The sequence below is a fragment of the Aetokthonos hydrillicola CCALA 1050 genome (assembly GCF_017591665.1).
Classification (GTDB): domain Bacteria; phylum Cyanobacteriota; class Cyanobacteriia; order Cyanobacteriales; family Nostocaceae; genus Aetokthonos; species Aetokthonos hydrillicola.
The window spans coordinates 73,489-94,191 of the sequence record NZ_JAAKGC010000017.1 but is presented as its reverse complement, the minus strand read 5'-3'; the positions used below and the strand labels follow the sequence as shown (position 1 = coordinate 94,191).

20 protein-coding genes, 1 tRNA gene and 1 pseudogene are annotated in these 20,703 nt (G+C 37.3%); 9 read left to right on the top strand and 13 right to left on the bottom strand.

Annotated elements, in window-relative coordinates:
• The first annotated feature begins 60 nt into the window (after window positions 1–60).
• Together G4P69_RS11425 and G4P69_RS11420 are read left to right on the top strand one after the other, a co-directional pair.
• Window positions 61–735, top strand: coding sequence for a Uma2 family endonuclease (locus G4P69_RS11425; protein WP_208344269.1), 675 nt, complete (start codon window positions 61–63; stop codon window positions 733–735).
• Between the two features lie 258 nt (window positions 736–993).
• Window positions 994–1,590, top strand: coding sequence for a tetratricopeptide repeat protein (locus tag G4P69_RS11420; protein ID WP_208344270.1), 597 nt, complete (start codon window positions 994–996; stop codon window positions 1,588–1,590).
• 20 nt (window positions 1,591–1,610) lie between these two features.
• Here G4P69_RS11420 and G4P69_RS11415 read toward each other — a convergent pair whose 3' ends face one another.
• Both G4P69_RS11415 and G4P69_RS11410 read right to left on the bottom strand, forming a co-directional pair.
• Entirely contained in the window at window positions 1,611–1,955 is a 345-nt protein-coding gene (locus G4P69_RS11415) for a hypothetical protein (RefSeq protein WP_208344271.1), read from the bottom strand.
• A 2-nt stretch (window positions 1,956–1,957) separates the two neighbouring features.
• Window positions 1,958–2,494, bottom strand: coding sequence for a hypothetical protein (locus G4P69_RS11410; RefSeq protein ID WP_243902580.1), 537 nt, complete (start codon window positions 2,492–2,494; stop codon window positions 1,958–1,960).
• A gap of 50 nt (window positions 2,495–2,544) precedes the next feature.
• Here G4P69_RS11410 and G4P69_RS11405 point away from each other — a divergent pair, with 50 nt between their 5' ends.
• Window positions 2,545–2,697 (top strand): hypothetical protein, encoded by a 153-nt coding sequence (locus tag G4P69_RS11405; RefSeq protein WP_208344272.1) that lies wholly within the window; start codon window positions 2,545–2,547, stop codon window positions 2,695–2,697.
• On the opposite strand, the gene G4P69_RS11400 is transcribed toward G4P69_RS11405, so the two are convergent.
• The 5 genes from G4P69_RS11400 to G4P69_RS11380 form a co-directional block, all read right to left on the bottom strand.
• On the bottom strand, window positions 2,680–2,934 hold the full coding sequence (locus tag G4P69_RS11400; protein WP_208344273.1) for a FitA-like ribbon-helix-helix domain-containing protein: 255 nt from the start codon (window positions 2,932–2,934) through the stop codon (window positions 2,680–2,682). The two genes, G4P69_RS11405 and G4P69_RS11400, sit on opposite strands and share 18 nt — an antisense overlap.
• On the bottom strand, window positions 2,931–3,221 hold the full coding sequence (locus G4P69_RS11395; protein WP_243902581.1) for a DUF1795 domain-containing protein: 291 nt from the start codon (window positions 3,219–3,221) through the stop codon (window positions 2,931–2,933). Before G4P69_RS11395 ends, G4P69_RS11400 begins: the two co-directional genes overlap by 4 nt.
• Window positions 3,222–3,491: 270 nt before the next feature.
• Window positions 3,492–5,390, bottom strand: coding sequence for a lipase family protein (locus G4P69_RS11390; protein WP_208344274.1), 1,899 nt, complete (start codon window positions 5,388–5,390; stop codon window positions 3,492–3,494).
• A 129-nt stretch (window positions 5,391–5,519) separates the two neighbouring features.
• Window positions 5,520–6,062 (bottom strand): hypothetical protein, encoded by a 543-nt coding sequence (locus tag G4P69_RS11385; protein ID WP_208344275.1) that lies wholly within the window; start codon window positions 6,060–6,062, stop codon window positions 5,520–5,522.
• Between the two features lie 95 nt (window positions 6,063–6,157).
• Complete coding sequence (locus G4P69_RS11380; protein ID WP_208344276.1) at window positions 6,158–7,576, bottom strand: hypothetical protein; 1,419 nt, start codon at window positions 7,574–7,576, stop codon at window positions 6,158–6,160.
• A gap of 237 nt (window positions 7,577–7,813) precedes the next feature.
• On the opposite strand from G4P69_RS11380, the gene G4P69_RS11375 reads away from it, so the two are divergent.
• Window positions 7,814–8,605 (top strand): IS5 family transposase, encoded by a 792-nt coding sequence (locus G4P69_RS11375; RefSeq protein ID WP_208344277.1) that lies wholly within the window; start codon window positions 7,814–7,816, stop codon window positions 8,603–8,605.
• Here the strand turns inward: G4P69_RS11375 and G4P69_RS11370 are convergent.
• Window positions 8,583–9,434, bottom strand: a complete 852-nt coding sequence (locus G4P69_RS11370; RefSeq protein WP_208344278.1) for a dynamin family protein — start codon at window positions 9,432–9,434, stop codon at window positions 8,583–8,585. The two genes, G4P69_RS11375 and G4P69_RS11370, sit on opposite strands and share 23 nt — an antisense overlap.
• 694 nt (window positions 9,435–10,128) lie before the next feature.
• Here G4P69_RS11370 and G4P69_RS11365 point away from each other — a divergent pair.
• From G4P69_RS11365 to G4P69_RS11355, 3 genes and pseudogenes are all read left to right on the top strand, one after another.
• A pseudogene (locus G4P69_RS11365) lies at window positions 10,129–11,377 on the top strand (ISNCY family transposase).
• Between the two features lie 564 nt (window positions 11,378–11,941).
• Window positions 11,942–12,559 (top strand): Uma2 family endonuclease, encoded by a 618-nt coding sequence (locus G4P69_RS11360; protein WP_208349823.1) that lies wholly within the window; start codon window positions 11,942–11,944, stop codon window positions 12,557–12,559.
• 273 nt (window positions 12,560–12,832) lie between these two features.
• The gene (locus G4P69_RS11355) at window positions 12,833–14,224 is read left to right on the top strand and encodes a malic enzyme-like NAD(P)-binding protein (RefSeq protein WP_208343292.1); all 1,392 of its coding nucleotides are present in this window, start codon (window positions 12,833–12,835) and stop codon (window positions 14,222–14,224) included.
• A gap of 132 nt (window positions 14,225–14,356) precedes the next feature.
• Here the strand turns inward: G4P69_RS11355 and G4P69_RS11350 are convergent, their stop codons facing one another.
• The 4 genes from G4P69_RS11350 to G4P69_RS11335 all read right to left on the bottom strand — a co-directional run bounded on the left by G4P69_RS11350 (window position 14,357) and on the right by G4P69_RS11335 (window position 16,735).
• A complete protein-coding gene (locus G4P69_RS11350) occupies window positions 14,357–15,103 on the bottom strand; it encodes a creatininase family protein (RefSeq protein WP_208343257.1) in 747 nt (248 codons plus the stop codon).
• Window positions 15,104–15,179: 76 nt separating this feature from the next.
• Window positions 15,180–15,452: a cupin domain-containing protein gene (locus G4P69_RS11345; RefSeq protein ID WP_208343260.1), complete on the bottom strand. Its 273-nt coding sequence runs from the start codon at window positions 15,450–15,452 to the stop codon at window positions 15,180–15,182.
• 22 nt (window positions 15,453–15,474) lie between these two features.
• Window positions 15,475–15,837, bottom strand: a complete 363-nt coding sequence (locus G4P69_RS11340) for a Mo-dependent nitrogenase C-terminal domain-containing protein (protein ID WP_208343261.1) — start codon at window positions 15,835–15,837, stop codon at window positions 15,475–15,477.
• 403 nt (window positions 15,838–16,240) lie between these two features.
• On the bottom strand, window positions 16,241–16,735 hold the full coding sequence (locus tag G4P69_RS11335; RefSeq protein ID WP_310833601.1) for a DUF4359 domain-containing protein: 495 nt from the start codon (window positions 16,733–16,735) through the stop codon (window positions 16,241–16,243).
• A 5-nt stretch (window positions 16,736–16,740) separates the two neighbouring features.
• Here G4P69_RS11335 and G4P69_RS11330 point away from each other — a divergent pair.
• Both G4P69_RS11330 and G4P69_RS11325 read left to right on the top strand, forming a co-directional pair.
• A tRNA-His gene (locus tag G4P69_RS11330) sits at window positions 16,741–16,813 on the top strand.
• Window positions 16,814–17,601: 788 nt separating this feature from the next.
• On the top strand, window positions 17,602–18,669 hold the full coding sequence (locus tag G4P69_RS11325) for a hypothetical protein (RefSeq protein WP_208343263.1): 1,068 nt from the start codon (window positions 17,602–17,604) through the stop codon (window positions 18,667–18,669).
• Between the two features lie 56 nt (window positions 18,670–18,725).
• On the opposite strand, the gene shc is transcribed toward G4P69_RS11325, so the two are convergent.
• On the bottom strand, window positions 18,726–20,633 hold the full coding sequence (gene shc / locus G4P69_RS11320; protein WP_208343267.1) for a squalene--hopene cyclase: 1,908 nt from the start codon (window positions 20,631–20,633) through the stop codon (window positions 18,726–18,728).
• Window positions 20,634–20,703: the final 70 nt, after the last annotated feature.

The window sequence follows — 20,703 nt, the reverse complement described above, 5'->3', positions numbered from 1 at the left end:
TCATATAATAAGCCTATAGAAATCTTTTATTATCTTCAAACACTTACCAATAACACAACAATGGTTACTCAGTTGTCATCTTCCATCCAAAAAGACATTATATATCCTGAAAGTGATGGTCAGCCAATGGCAGACAACACAAAACAATTTGAATTGATTGTACTGATTAAAAAGAATTTAGATCTGCTGTTTGCTAATGACCCCAACGTTTTCGTTGCTGGAGACTTGTTGTGGTATCCTATCAAGGGGAATAACGTTACTCGCAAAGCTCCCGATGTCATGGTCGTCTTTGGTAGACCAAAAGGAGACAGAGGTTCTTACCTACAATGGGAAGAAGACAACATCACGCCCCAAGTTGTGTTTGAAATTCTCTCTCCTAGTAATACCACTAGAGAGATGATTAACAAATACAAGTTTTATGAGCACAATGGCGTAGAAGAGTACTACCTATATGACCCAGACAAAAGCGAACTAACAGGTTGGCTACGTTCTGGAAATGAATTAGTAGAAATTGAACAAATGGTAGGTTGGGTAAGTCCCCGGTTGAGCATCCGTTTTGAGTTAGTAGATGGTGAACTTGAGATTTACCGTCCTGATGGACAGAAGTTTACGACCTATGAACAGTTAGCGGAAGCTATAGAACAAGAACGACAACGTGCAGAACAAGCACAAGCTGAATTACAAACTCTTCGCACTTTACTTAAACAAAAAGGAATTAATCCAGACCATCTGTGATTTAAGTAATACGGATTTTCCTTAGGGTTTGTAGCTTGTAGGGTGAGTTAGGACGAAGTCCGTAACGCACCATTATTTTAATAGTTGTATATTTTTCTTAAGCACGGAAATTCTATGGGTAATACTTAGGTCTTACGCACTATACAAATTGACCATCATGTGTATTCACGGATAATGGTTGTTTCAGACTTGTAAGGGCGCAATGCCTTGCGCCCCTACAGGTGGACGGAACACTATCAATAGTGGAAAAATCAAACGTTGGACGCTATTAATTCCTACCCCACATCTGATGATTTCTGTCAATGCATAACTCCTATTATTTACAAACAGCAAAAGAAATGGGATTTAGCCCTGGCTGATTACAACAAGGCTATTGCTCTTAATCCTCAGGATACTGATGGTTACATCAATCGGGGTGTTCTTTACTATGAGCAAAAGAAATGGGGTTTAGCCCTGGCTGATTACAACAAGGCTGTTGCTCTTAATCCTCAGGATACTGATGCTTACATCAATCGGCGTGCTCTTTACAAACAGCAAAAAAAATGGGATTTAGCCCTGGCTGATTTCAACAAGGCTGTTGCTCTTAATCCTCAGTATGCTTCTGCTTACGGAGCTCGGGGGGTTCTTTACGGTGAGCAGAAGAAATGGGATTTAGCCCTGGCTGATTTCAACAAAGCTGTTGCTCTTAATCCTCAGTTTGCTGAGGCTTATGGAAATCGAGGATTAATTTATTCCATCAAGGGTGACAAGCACAAAGCAGTCGAGGATTTACAGCTAGCAGCTCAGCTTTTCCAGTCTCAAGGGAATATTACTGGTTATCAGACAGCAATAAATATCTTAAAACCACTACAATAGCTTTTTTATGTTATCTTTACTCAAGCTCTTTTTTGCACTAATTCTCTCTCTCTCCAAATTACTTGCAGTAACTCTTGTAATTGACGGACAGCAAAAGCAGGGAGTAAGTCGGTTATTAACCATTGGTAAGCCAGTTGCTCTGCTTTACGAAACTCTTGTGCTTTGTATAATAGAGAGGCTGCACTGACTGCTGTAATACCAATAGTTCTTGTTTTAGTTGGCTCTAAAGCTTCGAGTGCTAAAATTTCTGCTTGAGCTGCAAGCCGGTAAAGTTCTATAGCACGAGCATTATTCTGCTCTCTTTTCGCTAACTCTGCCAATTTTGCATAATGCTCACTTTCAGAATGATGTGATACCCAACTCATAATTAAAATTCTACGGTTTGCATCATTATTAATTTAGCGCGGAATCCAACCACACAGGCTAAAGCTGGCAAGTTGCTGTCACCTTGTAATGCTTGGTCTACTTTTTCTCGCAAACGTCGTTTAATCTCCGATATCCCTAAATTTGTGCCGGAAACTTCAAGCCGAAAACATCCTTCTAGGTCTTCAACTTCCTGACCAAGTGGTGCTATATAATAATCTGCTCCTGTGCGGGTTTCTGCCCTTCTTACTGCTACCAATCCTCGTAGTAGTTCTGTTGCTGCCAAAGCGAAAGCATAAGCTCCATCACGAGTTGCATCATCTTGATTAGCCCAAGCGTTTTTATCCCGCTTTGAAGTTATTTTCCAATCAACGAGAGCTTTAGATTCATTACCATCATCTAAGATGGTAAATTCTTGTGGCGGAGTATGATGTCTGTCTAAGCATACCCGTGCTGCATCCAAATAATTTGCCGCTGTCGAGGGTAACAAACCTCTATGAAGGGCATCCATGTTATTTATTGGTAGCAAGGGTAACGACATCTTTTACTTTTTATTTAAGCGTGAGGTAGCATATTTATCTTAGGTTATAGGTGCCGTTTGAAACCGTGCAAGAGAGCGATCGCCTAGAGGTGCTACGCAAGAGCGCGATCGCTTACGAACTTCGGGGCGCTCATCTAATAGCAGATACGCGAAAGCTCCTACAAAATCCTAGAATTCAGGCAATATTATCTCACGGAAAATAAATTGAATACAGGACGCATAGGTTCTCTGGTAACTTCTCCGAGTTCAAAATCTCCTAAGTGGGCAAAACGTTTTTCTATCATACTTACAAGATTTATAGGCTCTTTTTGATTTTCTCTTAGAGCCTCACGGAGAATGTCTTTTACTTCTTCTTTTAAAGAACGCCCATTTCTTGAAGCTCCTTCCTGCAAGAGTTTTTCGATGTTGTCGTCAATGTTGAAAATGGTAATATTATTCATCGAACTTCTAGTGAATCGATCATATCTTGTGCAGTTCTTAAAAAATCATCATATTGATCTTCTTGTGCTGTATAAGTAACGATATATGCTTTATTGTTTTTCAACAGCCAAACTGCTTTACGTTTGATATTGTCTTGTTGTTGTTTGCCGCTATAAACAACTTCATGTCCTGGCTGACCTGCCAGTATTATTGAATGTGAATCGTGAATTTTTGCGTTTGTTAAAAATTGTGTTATTGCGTTGACTTGTGAATTGGTATATTCCTCTAGTGATTTAGGCTGCTTCAAGTTTTCTACTTCTATAGCGACTTCTGCTTCGTTGTTATTTTAGTTCTTAATTATACTTTTTATTTTCAAGCTTTTCCCTTCAAATTGAAGCTTTTTTATTTCTTGCTTAATATTTTGTTGTATTTTTTATTTCTCTATTTTTACGTGTATTCTTTTTCTTTCGCTGTATGAAACCACCCTGGCTCTCTAAGCTCGACTTTATCCAATTACGCGGCATAAACGGCAATATCCCGCAAACGTTTAAATAAAGGAATTCAGTTAATAACCTTTTCAGAATTGAAGGTATAGACCTGGTAGAGAGTTATTAACTGGAAGAATGTCACGAATGTTCTGAATGCCTTTATTTTTACAGAGTTTGGCGAAATCCAGCAAGCTCTCTAACTTAGCTAACAACTCACTCAACATATCAAGATATTCAAATATCATAATTTGTTCGTTTATCCAGTTATGATTATATTTTTCTGGGGCGTACGACATATCAAATTCTACTTTCACTTTTCTAAGCTTTTGACGAATGGCCTCTTCAGATAATTCCTTATCTCTAGGGGAAATCATAGCAATTCTATCTACTTGTTCTTGAGTTATGTTTTTAGCCTGAAAAACCTTAGCAGTAAATCGGTAAGCTGTAGCTATATCTATATGTGGGGTTGTATCAGCAAGTAAAACTTCTGCTGATGCACAGACAATTTCTCTAAATTTTTCAATCTCCTCAAGGAGAAAATTTTCTGCTTTATTAATATTCTCAGAATTACCTAAATCTAGCAAAAGATATGCTTCTATTGCTGTTGCAATAGCCCAACCTTTCATAGCAAGATTGGTGGGAGATATCGGCATATAATCATTTAGATTCAGTTTTGTTCTTTGGGCTTCTGCCGACAAAAATAACCTTACCTTTCGTGCAGTTCGGTAAGTTTCAAGTTTAAGTTTTTCCTGATATGAAACTTGCGGTAGATTCTGAGATAAAACTTGGGTGTCAATGGCAGCCTGTAACTCTGATATTTGTTCTCTAAATTCTCTTATTTTGGCTTCTTGTTGCTCTCTTATAATATAATCTAATTTAATTGTAACTTCATGAAATTCTTGTCGCAATTGAGTTTGAATTTCAATTAATTGATTATTCATATAGGATAATGCCATTACACTAACACCGATGGGTAATACGCTTGCACCAGCGGCAATTTGTGTCATTTGTAGTAATCTTTGTCCCTTCGTGACAAGAGAATAAACTCCCTGTGGCGGCTCAAGCAAATGGCATATAATATTTTTAGTTTTAGTTTCTCGAATTACGCCTCCATACCTTCTGAGAGATCCCTGTTGTAAACCTTTAATAGTTGCTATAAAATGTTGATAATTTTGAATGTGCAAGATGTATTTTTCAATATTATGATCACTTACATCATCAAACACTCCAACCATGTGTTCTATAGATTTCTGGATTAAACATAAATTACTACTATTTAAAAAAAGCTGAGCTATTGCTGTTCCTAATCTTATATGAACTGAATAAGCTTCAGAGCCTTGAGCATCTACCATAATAGTTGGCTCATTTTTTGGAAGATAATATCTTATACCAATATCTTCGTATCCAAGTGAAGGTGAAGATGGTACAGGATCACTACCATATTCAAAGCGATAATGGTTTAGTCTATAGTTTTTTTTAAAAGCCCGATTACCAACGCGAGGCGCACCGTAGGTATAGACTGCTTCAATTCTATTTCTAAATTCATCAATACAACTAAGCTTATGAGCTGTAAGAATAGCTAATGCTCCCCCAAGACTATGCCCAGTTAGTAGTATTCTTTTATCTTTGCTAATATAGTTTTTTATAATTTTTAATAGTTCATCAAAACTATTAATAACTGCTTGAGCAAACCCATTGTGAACTCCACCATTAAAGCCATTATTATTTATCGAAAAACTAATGTTTGTCTTCCAATCACTCAAACAGTCTGTTCCTTTAATTGAAATAATAATGTAGTGTTTATAACATCCTAAAAAACCTATTACATAACCTTGCTCATTATTATTGAACATAAATCTATGAACATTGTGTATGCCAGAACTTGTTGCTAGCTCATCAAAATTAGGATTTTGGTAGTAGTAATTAAAGTTAGAAGCTTTAGCAAGGATGAGCGCTAATTCTAGTTCTTCAAATGTTACGGTTCTCATAGAAGTAATAGATTGTGTAATTAAAAAATTTAGATATTCTAATTATTAGCTAAATGATAGAACTAAGACTACCTAAATCATTATCTGTAGAAATAAAGTTATTTGTATCAGCATACAAAGTTATTTAGCTTATCTTTTATATAAACATTTGATTCCATAAGCTGCACTACTTAATCTAGGAGAAACCAAAACTGCTCGTGAATCTAAATTTTTAGGTAATCTCTGGAATGCGTCTAATCGCTGTAATGAACTTTTTTTAGGCTGAAAACTAGAATCAGGCTTTTTGAGAAAAATTTTAACTAGATAAACATCATGCTCTGATTGTTCAGTTTGTTTTACCTGCATCTTTTGATCAAACCAACTTTTGAAGTGGTTATTAAAATCTTGTTCAGAACCCACCCATAAAGCCCGTGCAGCACGATATAGAATTTCGGCGTTATCTTCTGTAATTTTCAAATTTTCGAGAATATTCTCTTGCTCTGCATTGATAACTAAAACTAAAATTTTAGCAGAGGGAGATTTTATAAATTTTTGAACAATAAATCTTACAAAGAGTAGACCAACAATAGAAATAGAAACACCAAAAATAATAAAATCTCCAGTATAATCCATATATACAATGCCTTTAGTATCAAGATTTACTACATACTCTTTAGACGGTATTTTTTTCATAAAAAATAAATTTTATTTATTATATTTTTTCCTCCAATTTTCATAGCATTTATTATTATTTATACGAATCAGCTAATATCTTTGAATTATAAACTTTATAACCTCGTTTGTATGTATTCAGGAGGCAATATTCTCATAGGCTTATGGCATTTTTTCTCTAATTCTTCCCGCATCCTTTTAGCTAACTTTAGTTTACTGTTTATATCCTCAAAAATCTTCTGCTTATTTGCTGACTCTTGTTCAAAGTTTGAAATTCGTTCATTAAGCTCTCGTTCTACTAACTGAATAACTTTTACCGTAGAATTTTCAAAGCGATTAGAGTATTCTTCTAGGGATTCCTTAATCCAATTACTGAGACGATCCCATAGCTCTTTTTCTTTTTCATTAATACCTTTGGACCACTCTTCAGCTATCATGTTTGCTATTTTTTTATTTCTATCTTTGTTTCGATCACCCTTCAGTGTTAATATTTGCCATAACTTCTGCAAAAAATTGATTTTTCTATGTGGTTCTATTTCTCCTTTGAGCTTCAAATTAAAAAAATTCTGTGGCAAACTCAGAGGATTTTTAGCCACATCCTTATTGAAATCATTAGTAATTGTTGTATCTAAAGATAGTTCATTACATGTTACTTGATTAATAACCACTCTAAGCTTACTATTTTGATTGTTATATAATTTCTCTATAGCATCGTTCAATTTTTTTGACTTTAATTTAAGCGAAATGTTGGTTCGCTCCGATATAGCTTCTGAAACTGATTCATAAAGATGTCGAACTCTTTTTTCTTCTACTTCGGCAGAGTTACGCTCTGAAAACATACCTAATACGAGGCTATAATTTTTAGTGATATCATTTACATCTCTATCTGTAATGTTAATTCCCGTCTGAGTGTCTGTTGTGAGTTCTTCTCTTAGGACGTAATCCGGTTTTTTAAATATAAGTGCTTTTTGGATGGGTTTAATAATTGAAATTTCCAAATCGTCTTTAATCTCTCGAAATATATTGTTTATCGTATCGAATCCAGAAATATTATCTTGATCTAACTTTTGTAATATAGGCTGTTGCTCCTGTATATCTTTTATTTTTCTAAATTCTTCTATGTACCCGTTTATCTGCTTTTGAAAACTGTGACTGATATCTTTAATGGATTGAGGTAAATTTCTACGATTTTCAGAAAGTTCTGTTCGTTTTTCTTCAATTTCTTCACTGTTATATATTCTGGTCTTATTCGCAGAATCTATTTTGCTTACCAAATCATCGTAGCACTTAAAAAAGTGGTTCAAAGCTGGTAGAACAACAAGTTCTGGAAATGATTCTTGAAAGCGAACACGTAGTTGTTCCCACAACTCTTTCCCTTGAGTCCAATCCAGAGCATAGTTGAGTATTTGCTGGGTTGTATCGTCGTCAATGTCTTTGCCTTCGTCAATTAAATCTTCTAACTTTTGAAACAAATTTTTTAAATCTTTATTTCCAAGTTTTTTCTGATTGATAGTATTTCCACAATACTCAAACATTTCTCTTAGCAGTATCTTCCGTATTTCTTGGTCAACCGATGATTTATCTCTATGAGATGTTGACCCCCAGGCACACTGAGCATAGTAGAGTAGTAGTGCGTTAAAAGGGAAAATTCTAACTACATCATCGAGTATATTGAGATTTGATTTAAGAGGATGTTTTAAAAGTGGGGGCTATCGTAAAAAAGCTCACAAGGTTTAAGCTGAGATTTACAGATACCAGCACCTTGTGAGTAGATGACTAAAGCATATCCTAGTAACCTGACCTGGGAACAGTGGGAATTAATCTCAGCCCTTTTCCCAAAAGCAAAGACAGGTGGACGTCCTCGTACTATAGCGATGTACGCAGTTGTAAATGCTATTCTTTATGTACTTTGTGAAGGATGCACATGGCGAGGCTTACCAGGCGATTTTCCACCTTGGCAAACAGTTTACGGATATTTCCGAACATGGCGTATAGATGGTACTTGGTTAAAAGTACACGACAAACTTTACCAGTGGGTAAGGGTTGCCGCAGGGCGTGAACCAAGCCCATCTGAAGCTGCTGTAGATAGCCAGTCGGTAGAAACAGCAACAATGATACATCAAGAAGTTGGTTATGATGCAGGTAAACAAATACACGGGCGAAAAAGACATTTGACAGTAGATTTACTTGGGCTCGTTTTACGAGTTTTGGTTACTTCTGCTTCAATTCCTGAGCGGCAAGGAGCCAAAAAAGTCCTTCAGCGAGTTTACCATACGGGAGATAAAGTAAAAAGATTACACACAATTTGGATGGACGGAGGCTATAAAGGAGAGGAGTTTGCACGTTGGGTCATGGACATGTTTCGGTGGGTTGTTGAAATTGTTCTTAGACCTTTAGAACACAAGGGCTTTGTCCAGTTACCAAAACGGTGGGTTGTAGAACGAACATTCGGATGGCTCAATTGGTGCAGACGCTTGAGTAAAGATTATGAGCATCTGCCTGAAACTTCAGAAACTTTTATCTATATTGCAATGATTCGGATCATGGTTCGGCGATTAGCATAATTTTTAACTCGCTTTGACTTTTAAAACATCCTCTAACACTGTCTTGAAGTTTTCTAATGGAAGTATCAAGCGGTTCATCTTCTTGCTTTCTTAAATTAAATTTGTTTAATATAAAAAATAAAGAATCTGTTTTTCCGTTCAGTAAATCTAAATTAGGTTTTAGCTGTGTTAATAATTTTTTTCTTTTAACTTCATCTGTATTATTCTGATAGTCTAGGGCAACGATAATAAAAGCTTTATTACCTTTTTCCTTGAAAAGATTAATACTATCTTCGTCATCAGATGTTCTTATACCTGGTAAGTCAATTAATTCAACTTTAATTTTAGGTGGTAATCCTAATAGCTCTGGATTACAAACAAAAAGAAGTGGAACAGAGACAGTTATCATTAATGATTGATCATTTCTATTTAATGATTGATCATTTCTATTTTTAGCATATTCCTTCATCTCTGTTTCGATTATTTGATAGAGAGACTTATCGTTTAATGCCTCTCCGCGCTCTTTCCCATTTATACATAAAAAACTCGTGTCAGAATGCTTAATCGTTAAGATACCTGCGGTTTTTTCTTCGTTAGCAGTGGGGGCTATTTTCCGACCAATCAAGGCATTGATAATGGTAGACTTACCAGAAGATGTTAAACCAATCATGACAATAGATAAAGTAGGATTCTCTAGCTTATCTATCGCTTGTTTATATTCGTTATCCAAATCTTGAAAAGAGCCTTGAAAGTCCGGATCAATGAAAATTCCTCTTAAGGAGTCTATAACCTTAAATAGGTTATTTAATATTGTTAAAGTATCACTTAATAGTTGTTCATTATTAGTCATAATTGCTGTATTTATGTTTATATATAGTTAAAAGCGAAACTTACTATATATGTATGTTGCGCCTTAAAAAAGGGTAAATGACACTAGCGAGGGAATACACTAAGCTACAAACGCAAATAGGTATATTTCGGATTACTTTTTCAATATATTATGTAAAATTACCACATTTGTCCATTTGGAACAAGTTAAAAGAAAGCAAATTTAGTCAATAGCGTAAAAACGGAAGGTTCACCCGTCTATCAAGTCAGGGTGAAAGCCGTTTTTACGCTTGGAGAGCGTGAGGGCAGCGCCCTTAGGCTCTTCTATCGAGGAAAAAAGATTCTTTGTGTTTTTGTGACTTAGGTATCCGACTAACCAACTTGAACCCAACCGTATGTAGGTGAAAAGGCAAACAAGCCAGCAATTCTCATTTTGAAAAAAATAGAATATTAACCGCCATTTTGAACCTCCCAAAATAGTACAAAAGAACTATTTTTGGGAGGGAGAGCCGCTCCTAAAAAACTCTAGACTCAATAAAACTAAGTATAAATACTCAGTATATTTTAGGAGATTGCCTAACTTTGAAGGAGAGTTTGCAAGGATATTAGTTCGGTATTGAAAGTAGAGAACTGAGTTTAAATAAAAATTTATAATTGTTGTACAAAGAGTGTAAAATCGGTGAGTAAAAAATATTAAATAGTCAAATTACTCCAAGATGGCTCAAAAGGCGGCGACTCTAGAAATTCCTGAATTAATGCAATTTTTACGTAAAGAATTACATGAATTACCTGATAAAAGGAAACCAGGAAATAATACGAAATATCAGGTAGAGGATGCAGTGATGGCTGCGTTTTCAATCTTTTTTACACAGTCGTCCTCTTTTCTTGAACATCAACGCATAATGAAAAACAGTAAGGGAAAAGATAATGCAGAAACTTTATTTTATATTAAGGAAATACCTTGTGACAATCAAATCAGAAACCTACTAGATCCTGTACCAGCATTTCTAATTTCCGGCACATTTAAAGGAGTATATGAATGGTTGGAAATCCAAGGAATAATCAGAAATTTCTTGTACTTAGATGGGCAAATTTTAATAGCTTTAGATGGGACAGAATATTTCTCATCAAAAAAAATAAATTGTCCTCATTGTAATGTGCGTAATCATCGGAATGGAACGATGACGTATTTTCACGGTTGTGTGACACCACTAGTAGTTTCTCCTAATAAAAAACAAGTGATTAATTTAGAGCCTGAATTCATAAAAAAACAAGATGGGAGTGAAAAGCAAGACTGCGAGAATGCTGCAGTCAAAAGATGGCTAAATAAAAATCCTCAATCGAGATATGCTTATCCTGTAACCCTCTTAGGGGATGACTTATATTCTCATGAACCTATCTGTAAACTAGCGTTGGAACAAGGTTATAATTTTATTTTTGTCTGTCTGGAAACTTCTCATAAAACTTTATATGAATGGTTGGAATTTCTGGAGAAAAATGGAGATGTTAAAACGGTTGAAAAGAAAACATGGGATGGAAGAAAAAATCTAATTTATCGTTATCGTTATACTGATAGAGTCCCACTGAAAGATGAGGAATTAAGCCTAGAAGTTAGTTGGTGTGAAGTGACTGTGATTAACGAAAAAACACAGGAAGTTCTTTACAAGAATAATTGGATTACCAATCATAAAATTACTGAAAGTAATGTTGAAGAAATTGTTAAAGCAGGACGCAGTAGATGGAAAGTCGAGAACGAAGGGAATAACGTTCTGAAAAATCATGGTTATAATTTAGAGCATAACTTCGGTCACGGTGAAAATCATTTATGTGAGTTGTTATTGTCTTTAAATTTGGTAGCTTTTTTATTTCATACAGTTTTAGATTTAGTTAATTCCACCTATCAAAAAATTCGGGAGCTATTAGTCACTCGTAAGGCGTTCTTTAACGATATTCGTACATTATTAAAATTTTTGTGGTTTAAAGATTGGTCAGATTTTTTCTCATTTATTCTCAGAGAACATGTCCCATTAAAAAAAGGAAACTCTAGTTGAAAATGTCAATACATTGAAAGAGGAGAAAAAAATATTTTACTTTAAAAAAATTGAAAAATTGGGTGAATTTCATCTGAATTTATCAGTTGATATCGATTTTTCATGGACAAATTTATGAAAATCTATTTATCGACAACGTCGGATGATAATTATCTGTCAAAAAATGATGCTTTGACACAAGTTCTCTCTTTCAATAACACAATTTTCTCGGATTTTTTTTCAAAATGAGAATTGCTGCCAAAAACTTAATCATGATGCGTTACAGACTTCTTCACGAGCACACCCTACAATACTACATATAAAAGGAAAACGTAAAATTATTGTAGTGAGAGCATCTTGCCCGCGTTCGGTGTAAAAATTGAATACGCAACGGCTTATCAGATGATCACGTTTAAATAAATACAAGGGTTTAGCGTTCGGCTGGAGTGCGCTAAAGCGCAACTACAAACTTTCTCAAATATAATTAACGGGTGGAATTATGATTCAATCGCTACCAAAATTAGTAACTTTTGACGAGTTTGTTGTTTGGTATCCGGAAAATTCAGAATATCGCTATGAATTGCATAATGGAGTGATTGTTGAAATGCCACCACCTACAGGGGATCATGAAGAAGTTATAAGTTTTTTAGCCGCACAGCTAATATTTGAATTTACGAGGTTACAACTGCCTTACTTTATACCCAAAACTGCGTTTGTAAAAATGCCTGACAATAAATCGGGGTATGAACCAGATATAGTGATAGTTGATCGCCACAATCTTGTAAATGAAGCTCTCTGGAAAAAAGAATCTACGCTTACACAAGCCGCATCAATTGTCTTAGCTGTTGAAGTAGTGAGTACCAACTGGCGTGATGATTATGCTCATAAGCTTATAGATTACGAAGCTTTGGGTATTATGGAATATTGGATTGTAGATTACTTAGCTTTAGGGGGTAGGCGATTTATCGGTAACCCGAAACAGCCTACTATATCACTGTATTCGTTGCTGGAAGATGAGTACCAAGTTACTCAGTTTAGAGGAGAATCTCGTATTCATTCCCCAAAATTCCCAGAGTTAAACTTGACCGCTCAACAGATTTTTACCGCTGGGACTTAATATACAGCAGACAAAGCCCTATTTTTGTTAACATGCGATCGCGTCCTCCACATTCTCACCACCAGAGTGCGATCGCCATTTAGAAAAACATGCGGTCTACCTTCCCAATCCTGCTGTTGTTGCTGTTTTGCGGTAATCTGATCTGAGATTTTAAATTTTAAGGTAATTTTTACAAACTTGTTCGTTCTAAAATTGTACCCTCACCCCAGAGGATAAACGCAGATGATGTTTGTACAATGATCTGCGGTTCAAGATCTAAAATCCAAGATTACAATGGCAAAACTAACCCCTAATTCTAGCTTTAGTTTAACCCTGCGCTTAGAAATTCCCAATCGAGTCGGGATGTTAGCTAGCGTAACCAAGGCGATCGCCACGGTTGGTGGTAACGTCGGTCAAATTGATTTGATCGAACAAACACGCCAAGTTTCTATTCGGGATATCACTGTTGATGCTGCTAGCACAGAACATGCTGAAGAGATTACAGAAGCAGTTAAAGCTCTACCAGATATTAAAGTAGTGAATGTCTACGATCGCACCTTTAGCCTGCATCGTGGTGGTAAAATTAGCATCAATAGCAGAATACCTCTAAAAAGCGTGTCTGATCTAGCGATGGCTTACACGCCAGGAGTAGGACGCATTTGTAACGCGATCGCCAAAAATCCCGAAGAAGTTTACAACTTAACCATAAAACAAAACACTGTTGCTATTGTTACCGATGGTAGTGCTATCCTGGGATTAGGAAATCTAGGTCCAGAAGCAGCAATGCCTGTAATGGAAGGTAAAGCAATGCTGTTCAAGGAATTTGCTGGTATTGATGCTTTTCCTATCTGTCTTGCTACCCAAGATACTGATGAGATCGTCAAAACAGTCAAAAACATTGCTCCAGTCTTTGGTGGTGTTAATTTAGAAGATATTGCTGCTCCTCGCTGCTTTGAAATTGAAGCTAAACTGCGGCAAGAATTGGATATTCCCGTCTTTCACGATGATCAGCATGGTACAGCGATTGTCACTTTAGCAGCATTGTTCAACAGCTTAAAGCTGGTGAATAAATCTATCGAGAATATCCACATTTTAATTAACGGTGCTGGGGCTGCTGGAATTGCGATCGCGCGATTGCTGAAAAAAGCAGGCGCACAAAAAATCTGGATATGCGATTCCAAAGGTATTATTTCCACTAACCGCAGTGACTTAACAGAAGAAAAGCGCGAATTTGCTGTTAAAGCTCAGGGCACTTTAGCCGGTGCAATGTCTGGTGTAGACGTATTTATTGGGGTTAGCGCACCAGGAGTATTGACACCTGAAATGGTACGTTCAATGGCGAAAGATCCAATTGTTTTTGCAATGGCAAATCCAATTCCCGAAATTCAACCAGAATTGGTGAAAGAAGATGTTGCTGTTATAGCTACTGGACGCAGTGACTATCCGAATCAGATTAACAACGTATTAGCTTTTCCTGGAGTATTTCGTGGTGCTTTGGATTGTCGTGCTGCAACAATTACTACAACTATGTACTTGGAAGCTGCAAATGCGATCGCATCCTTAGTCAAACCTTCAGACCTTGACAGGGAGCATATCATTCCTTCTGTGTTTGATGAAAGAGTTGCTACTGCTGTTGCAAGTGCTGTACAGCGTGCAGCAAGACAAGAGGGTATTGCTCGCAGGTAATTAATATACGGCATGGGGCATAGGGCATAGTGGTTTTTTTTTGCGCGAAGCCCGTGGGAGGTTCCTAAGTGTTTCCAGATATAGGGGTGAACGTGAACGGCGTTCACCCTTACAAGTTCCCCTACTATCCCCTCAAACCTCGTTCAAAAATTCCAAATAATCATTGCTGAGTTCTTTGACTGCTAATTCATAAAACTGCTTACCATGTTCTGGGGTAGCTAGAGCAGGATTTGAACCCATCCTGCCATCTGGGTAGTGTTGCCGAAAATCGGCGGCGCTATAAATCTTGCGTCCACTTCCAACTGATGAGGAAAGGGGCGCTTGCTTAATTGATTCTGGATAGACATACTGAGTCAGAGCCACTTCACTTGGTGTGGCGTGAGAACCTTCTTGGTTACCGTATAATTCTTTTGCTAGCTGGTAAACTGAACTGCACATAAACCAGTTTGCTAATTGACATTGTACTTTGTGTGCATTGGCAAGTTGTAAATCTTCTAAGTGAGCATAAGTTTCAGAGAAAGCAGCTTTAAGGGTGGCGATATTTCCGCCGTGTCCGTTGATAAAGTAAAACTTGGTAAAGCCAGCTTTAGCTAAACAGGTGATGTATTCTCTGATCACCTGAATCATAGTGCTGGGACGCAAACTCATTGTGCCAGGAAACGCCGTATGATGTAGTGCCATTCCCACATTGATTGTCGGAGCAACTATTGCTTGGGTTGCTTCACCTACACCACGTGCGATCGCCTCCGCACAGATTGCATCCGTACCAATTAATCCTGTTGGTCCATGTTGCTCTGTAGAACCTATAGGAAGAATAATACCTTGAGACTGCTGTAAATAACTCTCGACTTCCTGCCAAGTACTCAAATGGAGTAACATTTGTATCACTGCTTGTTAGTTGTTAGTAATTAGTTGTCACTAAGAACCCCTAACCACTAACTACTAACAATAACAACTAATCAAAGCAATAATGCTTCTTGACATCGCTTTTAATTTCCCACTCACAAGACATTCCAGCAGGAAAAGTTACTAAATCACCTTTACCCATGTACACTGGTTGTCCATTTTCAGGCGTCACTACGACATCACCTTCCAAAAAGTAACAAGTTTCTTGAGAATCATAAGTCCAAGGGAATTGCGAGACTTCTTTTTTCCAAATTGCCCATCTGGACACACCCAACTGGCTGAGGCGTTCTTGACTGGGTTGACGCTCAATATTTATTTCCATGCTTCGCTTTATCTACAGATCTTTAGCAGTAGGATTGAATATCTTCTCCACACTGATCTACTAAATAACACAAAGCGCGAAAACGCAACCCCACAAGTTCGTCGTATAATGGATTTAGCTTGCACATTGGTGGGATGTGAGCTACCTTTCGCCCCAATAACACTACATCTCGCTCAAATGGACATTGCGCTGGAATCAGCTTAGCAACAAACCGAGCAAATTTCTGATTTTCTATTTCGATTGAGTCAAGCCATTGGCGTAATGGTTGTAAAAGGTTTAATTTATTCGGTAAAGTGATTTTCTTGTGATTGTCTGTTTGAGAGCTTCCTACGCCAGGGTTAGTAAAACCGGAGAAGACCATTTGTTGATCGTTAGTTTTGAGCATGTTCATAATCTATAACCGTAAGATCCTGAGATAAAGCAAGTTTTACAGGAGATTTACTTTTGTGTAAATCCTTTAATGATTGTTATTTAAACTTAATGGAACTGGAAAAACTGTCCAGCCCAATACAAAATAAAAAAAATCTTAATGTGACGATTTCAACAAATTCCCAGCCCACTGGCGAGAAATTTAGGACTTATACGAAGTTGCCAAAGATAGGATTGTTTAGGAAAAATTCAAAGTATATGAAGAAATGTCAATTAAACGTAGGGTGTGTTAGGCGAAGCCGTAACGCACCTTCCATTTGTGGCGGTGCGTTGCGCTGCGCCACAACACACTGGACTGGCTTAATTGGACATCTAATATCTTGTACCTGGGCTGTCAGGCTTCCCGAACTATTTAGGTATTATTGTTTTTGAGAGTTATACGTGTAAAAACTGTCAAATGCTCCTACAGTTTCTAACTTGTATGAAGGTAGCCAGGAATTAAGTTTGAACTCTGTACGATAAATACTAAAAACAATGAAATTTTCCCTGTGTGTACTACCTGCTATAATTTCCCGTATCTGTGGATTCGCTGAGTTTAAGAATTTCTGACAATCAAATTTTATTAAATTTTCTAATAGACTGGTTGTTTTAGTACAAACGTTCTGATCTAAATATTCAGTCAGACGCTGGACTGCATAATCTTCGTAGTCAGCTTTAGTCGGATTTGTTTTTGCCATAGCCACCCCTAATGCAGCTAATCCTACTACTCCTACACATGTAATAACGCTTAGAAATCTCATCTTGTTCAAGTGTTGTTTGCCCTCAGCGTTTAGACTCGCGATCAACAAAGACCGTTCCTTTTTTTTGTAATCTTCTGGATCAATTCGCCAAGGACGTGTTATAATCAGAAACACATATGGCGAGCGTAGCCAAGTGGTTAAGGCAGTGGATTGTGGTTCCACCACTCGGGGGTTCAAGTCCCCTCGTTCGCCCTCTTATTATTCTAACTTGTCCTTTGACTTTGTTTGTATACTAAGTCACTGTCCCATACGTGTATTGTGTGTGTTCTCAAGGGCTGAGATGCCTTTGGCAGGAGCGCTGACGCTCGTTCCTCCCTATCGCTAACGATGCGCGATCGCTATTAAATCCGCATGGCCATAATAGCAGTGTCATCCCCGCCTAGTCACTAGATAGGCTCATATCGAGGGATATAATTCCACGAATAGTTTTTTATTAATGACAAAATAATAATAAAAGAGCCTAATATTATATGGTTATTATACCACTAATAGCTGTAGCCCAGTAGATATGAGTGTTCTAGCTAAGTTTTAAAATTAGAATTTTATGGTAAGATCAAGAAATATAAATATTATTTTTTACTTCTATAAATCCTTGATAAAGAAATATAAATATAAGTTTAAATAAAAAAAAGAAATAAATAAATCAATAGACAATAAACGTATAAACATAAACAGGAGTCAGGGGGCAGAATTCAGGATTCAGAATATACCATCCTTTTATGGATAGTGTTTTAAGAAAAGTTTCAACCCCTTTCTCGTCCACAATGGACGAAGTTTTAAAGCAACAACTTACCCTCCTGACTCCTGACTTCTGAATTCTGATAAAAGTACTTCTCTTTTGTGACTTTATAATTCATAATTAATAATTTGCAGAAAAATACATATGAGCGCTTTTCTAATCTAAGTTACTTAGAAACAGAAGGGTAATTTGTAAATATTACCCTATAAATAAATTAGGTATTTAAAAAATATACAAATCTATGCTCAAAACTACTTATGTTGAGACAACACCTTCTGTAAAACGCTTACTTAATCTTTGGGCATTGCACTACAAACCTGACTTATCTTCTCTACCATTATATCAAGAATCTTTCATATGTTTATTCCTTGAAACTGCTTCGCCAGAAGGACGCAGTAAAACTGTCGCAAAATTTAAGGATAATTTATTAGATATCAACAGCCAGATGGCTTGGATACAAACGAAATCTCTCCATAATTATATTCCGAACGTTTTAAACTTTAAAGAAGCAAAAAAAATAACTGATTCAGCAATTCTTGTCTATAAAGTTCTACTAAATATTTATCAAAATCAGCTACTGTATAACTCTTCATTTGTAAATGAAATATCGCGCACAGAAGATAATTTGCATGACAATTCTCTAACCGACTTTAGAATCTTAACAATACAAGAACTAGCAGATGGACTTCAACCAATATTAATAGAATTTCAAGAGCAACACATAGCATGTAATGATTGGCATTCTCTAGGCTTTATGACTACCCAATTAAAGTTTACAAACAAGCTAATTCTCAATCAGGTCACTCCTATAGAAAAACTATTGCTCAGCCCCTATTTAAAGTTTGTTGAAGAACAAGTTGCTATTCCTTGGCAACGAGTGTGCGTTGCTGCTACTAAACATGATTTAAATTCACCAGCCTTAGCGTTAGTTGAAAAAATGTTGCCTGCCGCTGAACAAATTGCCCAGAATGTTTACAACCAACTAGTCGAATTATTCCCTAATTATATGAGTCGTAGTGGCTTATTAAGCAGCCCAACAGTCGCACAGTCAAGCCTTCGTGACTTAAAGATGTTTCAAGCATACCTTTGGCTGTCTGTTTTGGAACAAAGTTTAGCAGCTGTGGAACAGGAACTTGTGAACTTATGCTTGATGGTGATGGAGAAAGTTGATGTAAAATGGGAAGTATTACAACAATGGAACAAAATATTAATGGATGAAGTTCTCAACCAGCTTCAACCTGAACAGAGAATGATTTTGTTACCTTACACTCAAGGAATGCAGCAAGCTTTTTATAAAGTAAAACCATAAATGGGGAATGGGGCATGGGGCATGCCCTATGCCCTATGCCCCATTCCCCATTCCCATTATTTTATAGCCTGATAACGACCAAGAGCTAATAAAGGAAAGTACTGTTGATAGAAGTGATATTTTAGATAAAAATGACAAGGGAATCCAGTACCAGTAAATTCGGATTCATACCAACTACCATCAGATAGCTGAGTTTCTAATAGGTAGTCAATTCCGCGACTAATAGCAAGCTTCTCGAATTTTCCTGTTGCTTTACCTGCATCTATTAAGCCTAGTATTGCCCAAGCTGTTTGAGATGCAGTACTATTTCCTTGTCCTTTAAGAGATGGGTCATTGTAACTTCGGCAAGTTTCACCCCAACCGCCGTCTGGGTTTTGACACTTAACTAACCAAGCAGCACCCCGTTCTATATGACGTTGCATCTTCTGTGGAGCGATCTCGGATAGGGCGGAAAGGACTCCACTAGTTCCATAAATATAATTAACTCCCCAACGACCAAACCAGCAACCTTCTGTTTCTTGTTCGCGAATCAGATAGGTAAGTGCCCGTTGAAGGTTGCGACTATCAATCGACAGTTGACAGCTACCCAACATTTCTAACACCCTAGCAGTGACATCTGCCGTGTTGGGGTCAATCATAGCTTTAAGATCACCATAGGGTATTTCGTTCAGCCATTCTTGATCGTTGTTCAAATCAAACGCAGCCCAACCCCCTGCTTGACACTGCATAGAAGCAACCCAGTCTAGAGCTCGTGCGATCGCCGCTTGCTTGAGTTTTTCATCATTCAGTTTCACTGCATTTAAAGCCATAACAACCACAGCAGTGTCATCCACATCTGGATAAAAGCGATTTTCAAACTCAAAAGCCCAAGCGCCAGGTTTTCCTGTGCGATTTTTAACAGCCCAATCGCCATAGTCTAAAATTTGCTTGCTCAACAACCATTCCCCAGCCCTCACTAGAGTTGGATGATCTGGTGACATACCAGAATCAACAAGTGCTCTCATCACCCAAGCAGTATCCCATACAGGAGAAACACAAGGCTGGACTGTATAAGTATCCTTTGTTTCAATCGCAAAATTATCAACTGCTTTTAGCCCTCGTTGCACAATAGGATCTGCCACGTCATAATCTAGACAGCGCAACGCTAAAAGTGAATTTAGCATTGCAGGAATAATACCCCCCCAATCGCCTGAAGCTTCTTGCCGTTCTAAAATCCATTTCTCTGCGGCTTTAATACCTTCGCTGCGCAGAGGAACTAGATTAAACTTCTCAGCTAATTTGAAAGCACCGTCCAGGTAAAGAAATAAGTCTGTCCAATCATTTTTACGGGGTAATTCAAATACGGCTTTATCATAACCTTCAACATAAAGCTCGTTTAAGTTAATGGCTGGGTCAACCTTAAAGACTGGTTTGCGATCAATAACAATTAGCAGTGGGACAGTACTTGATCTTGCCCAGCTTGACATTTCGTAAATATTAACAGGAAATGTTGTTGGTAACAACATCACCCAGGGCGGTAACGAAGGAATACCACGCCAGTCATAGCATCCAATCAACGCTAAGTGAAGCTTGGTGAAAATGCGAGTGCGAGTGATACCGCCTCGTGATATGATAAAGTCCCGTGCTTTTACCATGGCGGGATCAGTTGCCGGTACACCTAGCAGTTTGAGTGCCATGTACGCTTCAACTGAAGTGCTAATCTCCCCACCATCACCATAGAAAAGCTCCCACCCTCCATGTTCCCGTTGTTGAGAGCGTAGGTAATTCTCTATTTTATGCAATGGTCTTTCATTATCTGTTCCCCAGATTTTATGGAGGAGGACAGCTTCCGCAGTTATGGTGACGTTGGATTCTAACTCTGCCCACCAGTATCCTGCGGGATGTTGCATCGAAAGAAGATAATTTTGACTAGCTGCGATCGCCGCTACGATTTTTGAAGTTGTAGCTCTGTCTTGAGTTTGCATGAAATAATACGTAATCTCAAAATTAGTGTGAATGCGGCAAGGAGCGTGGAAAGTATTTTCTCATACTTGG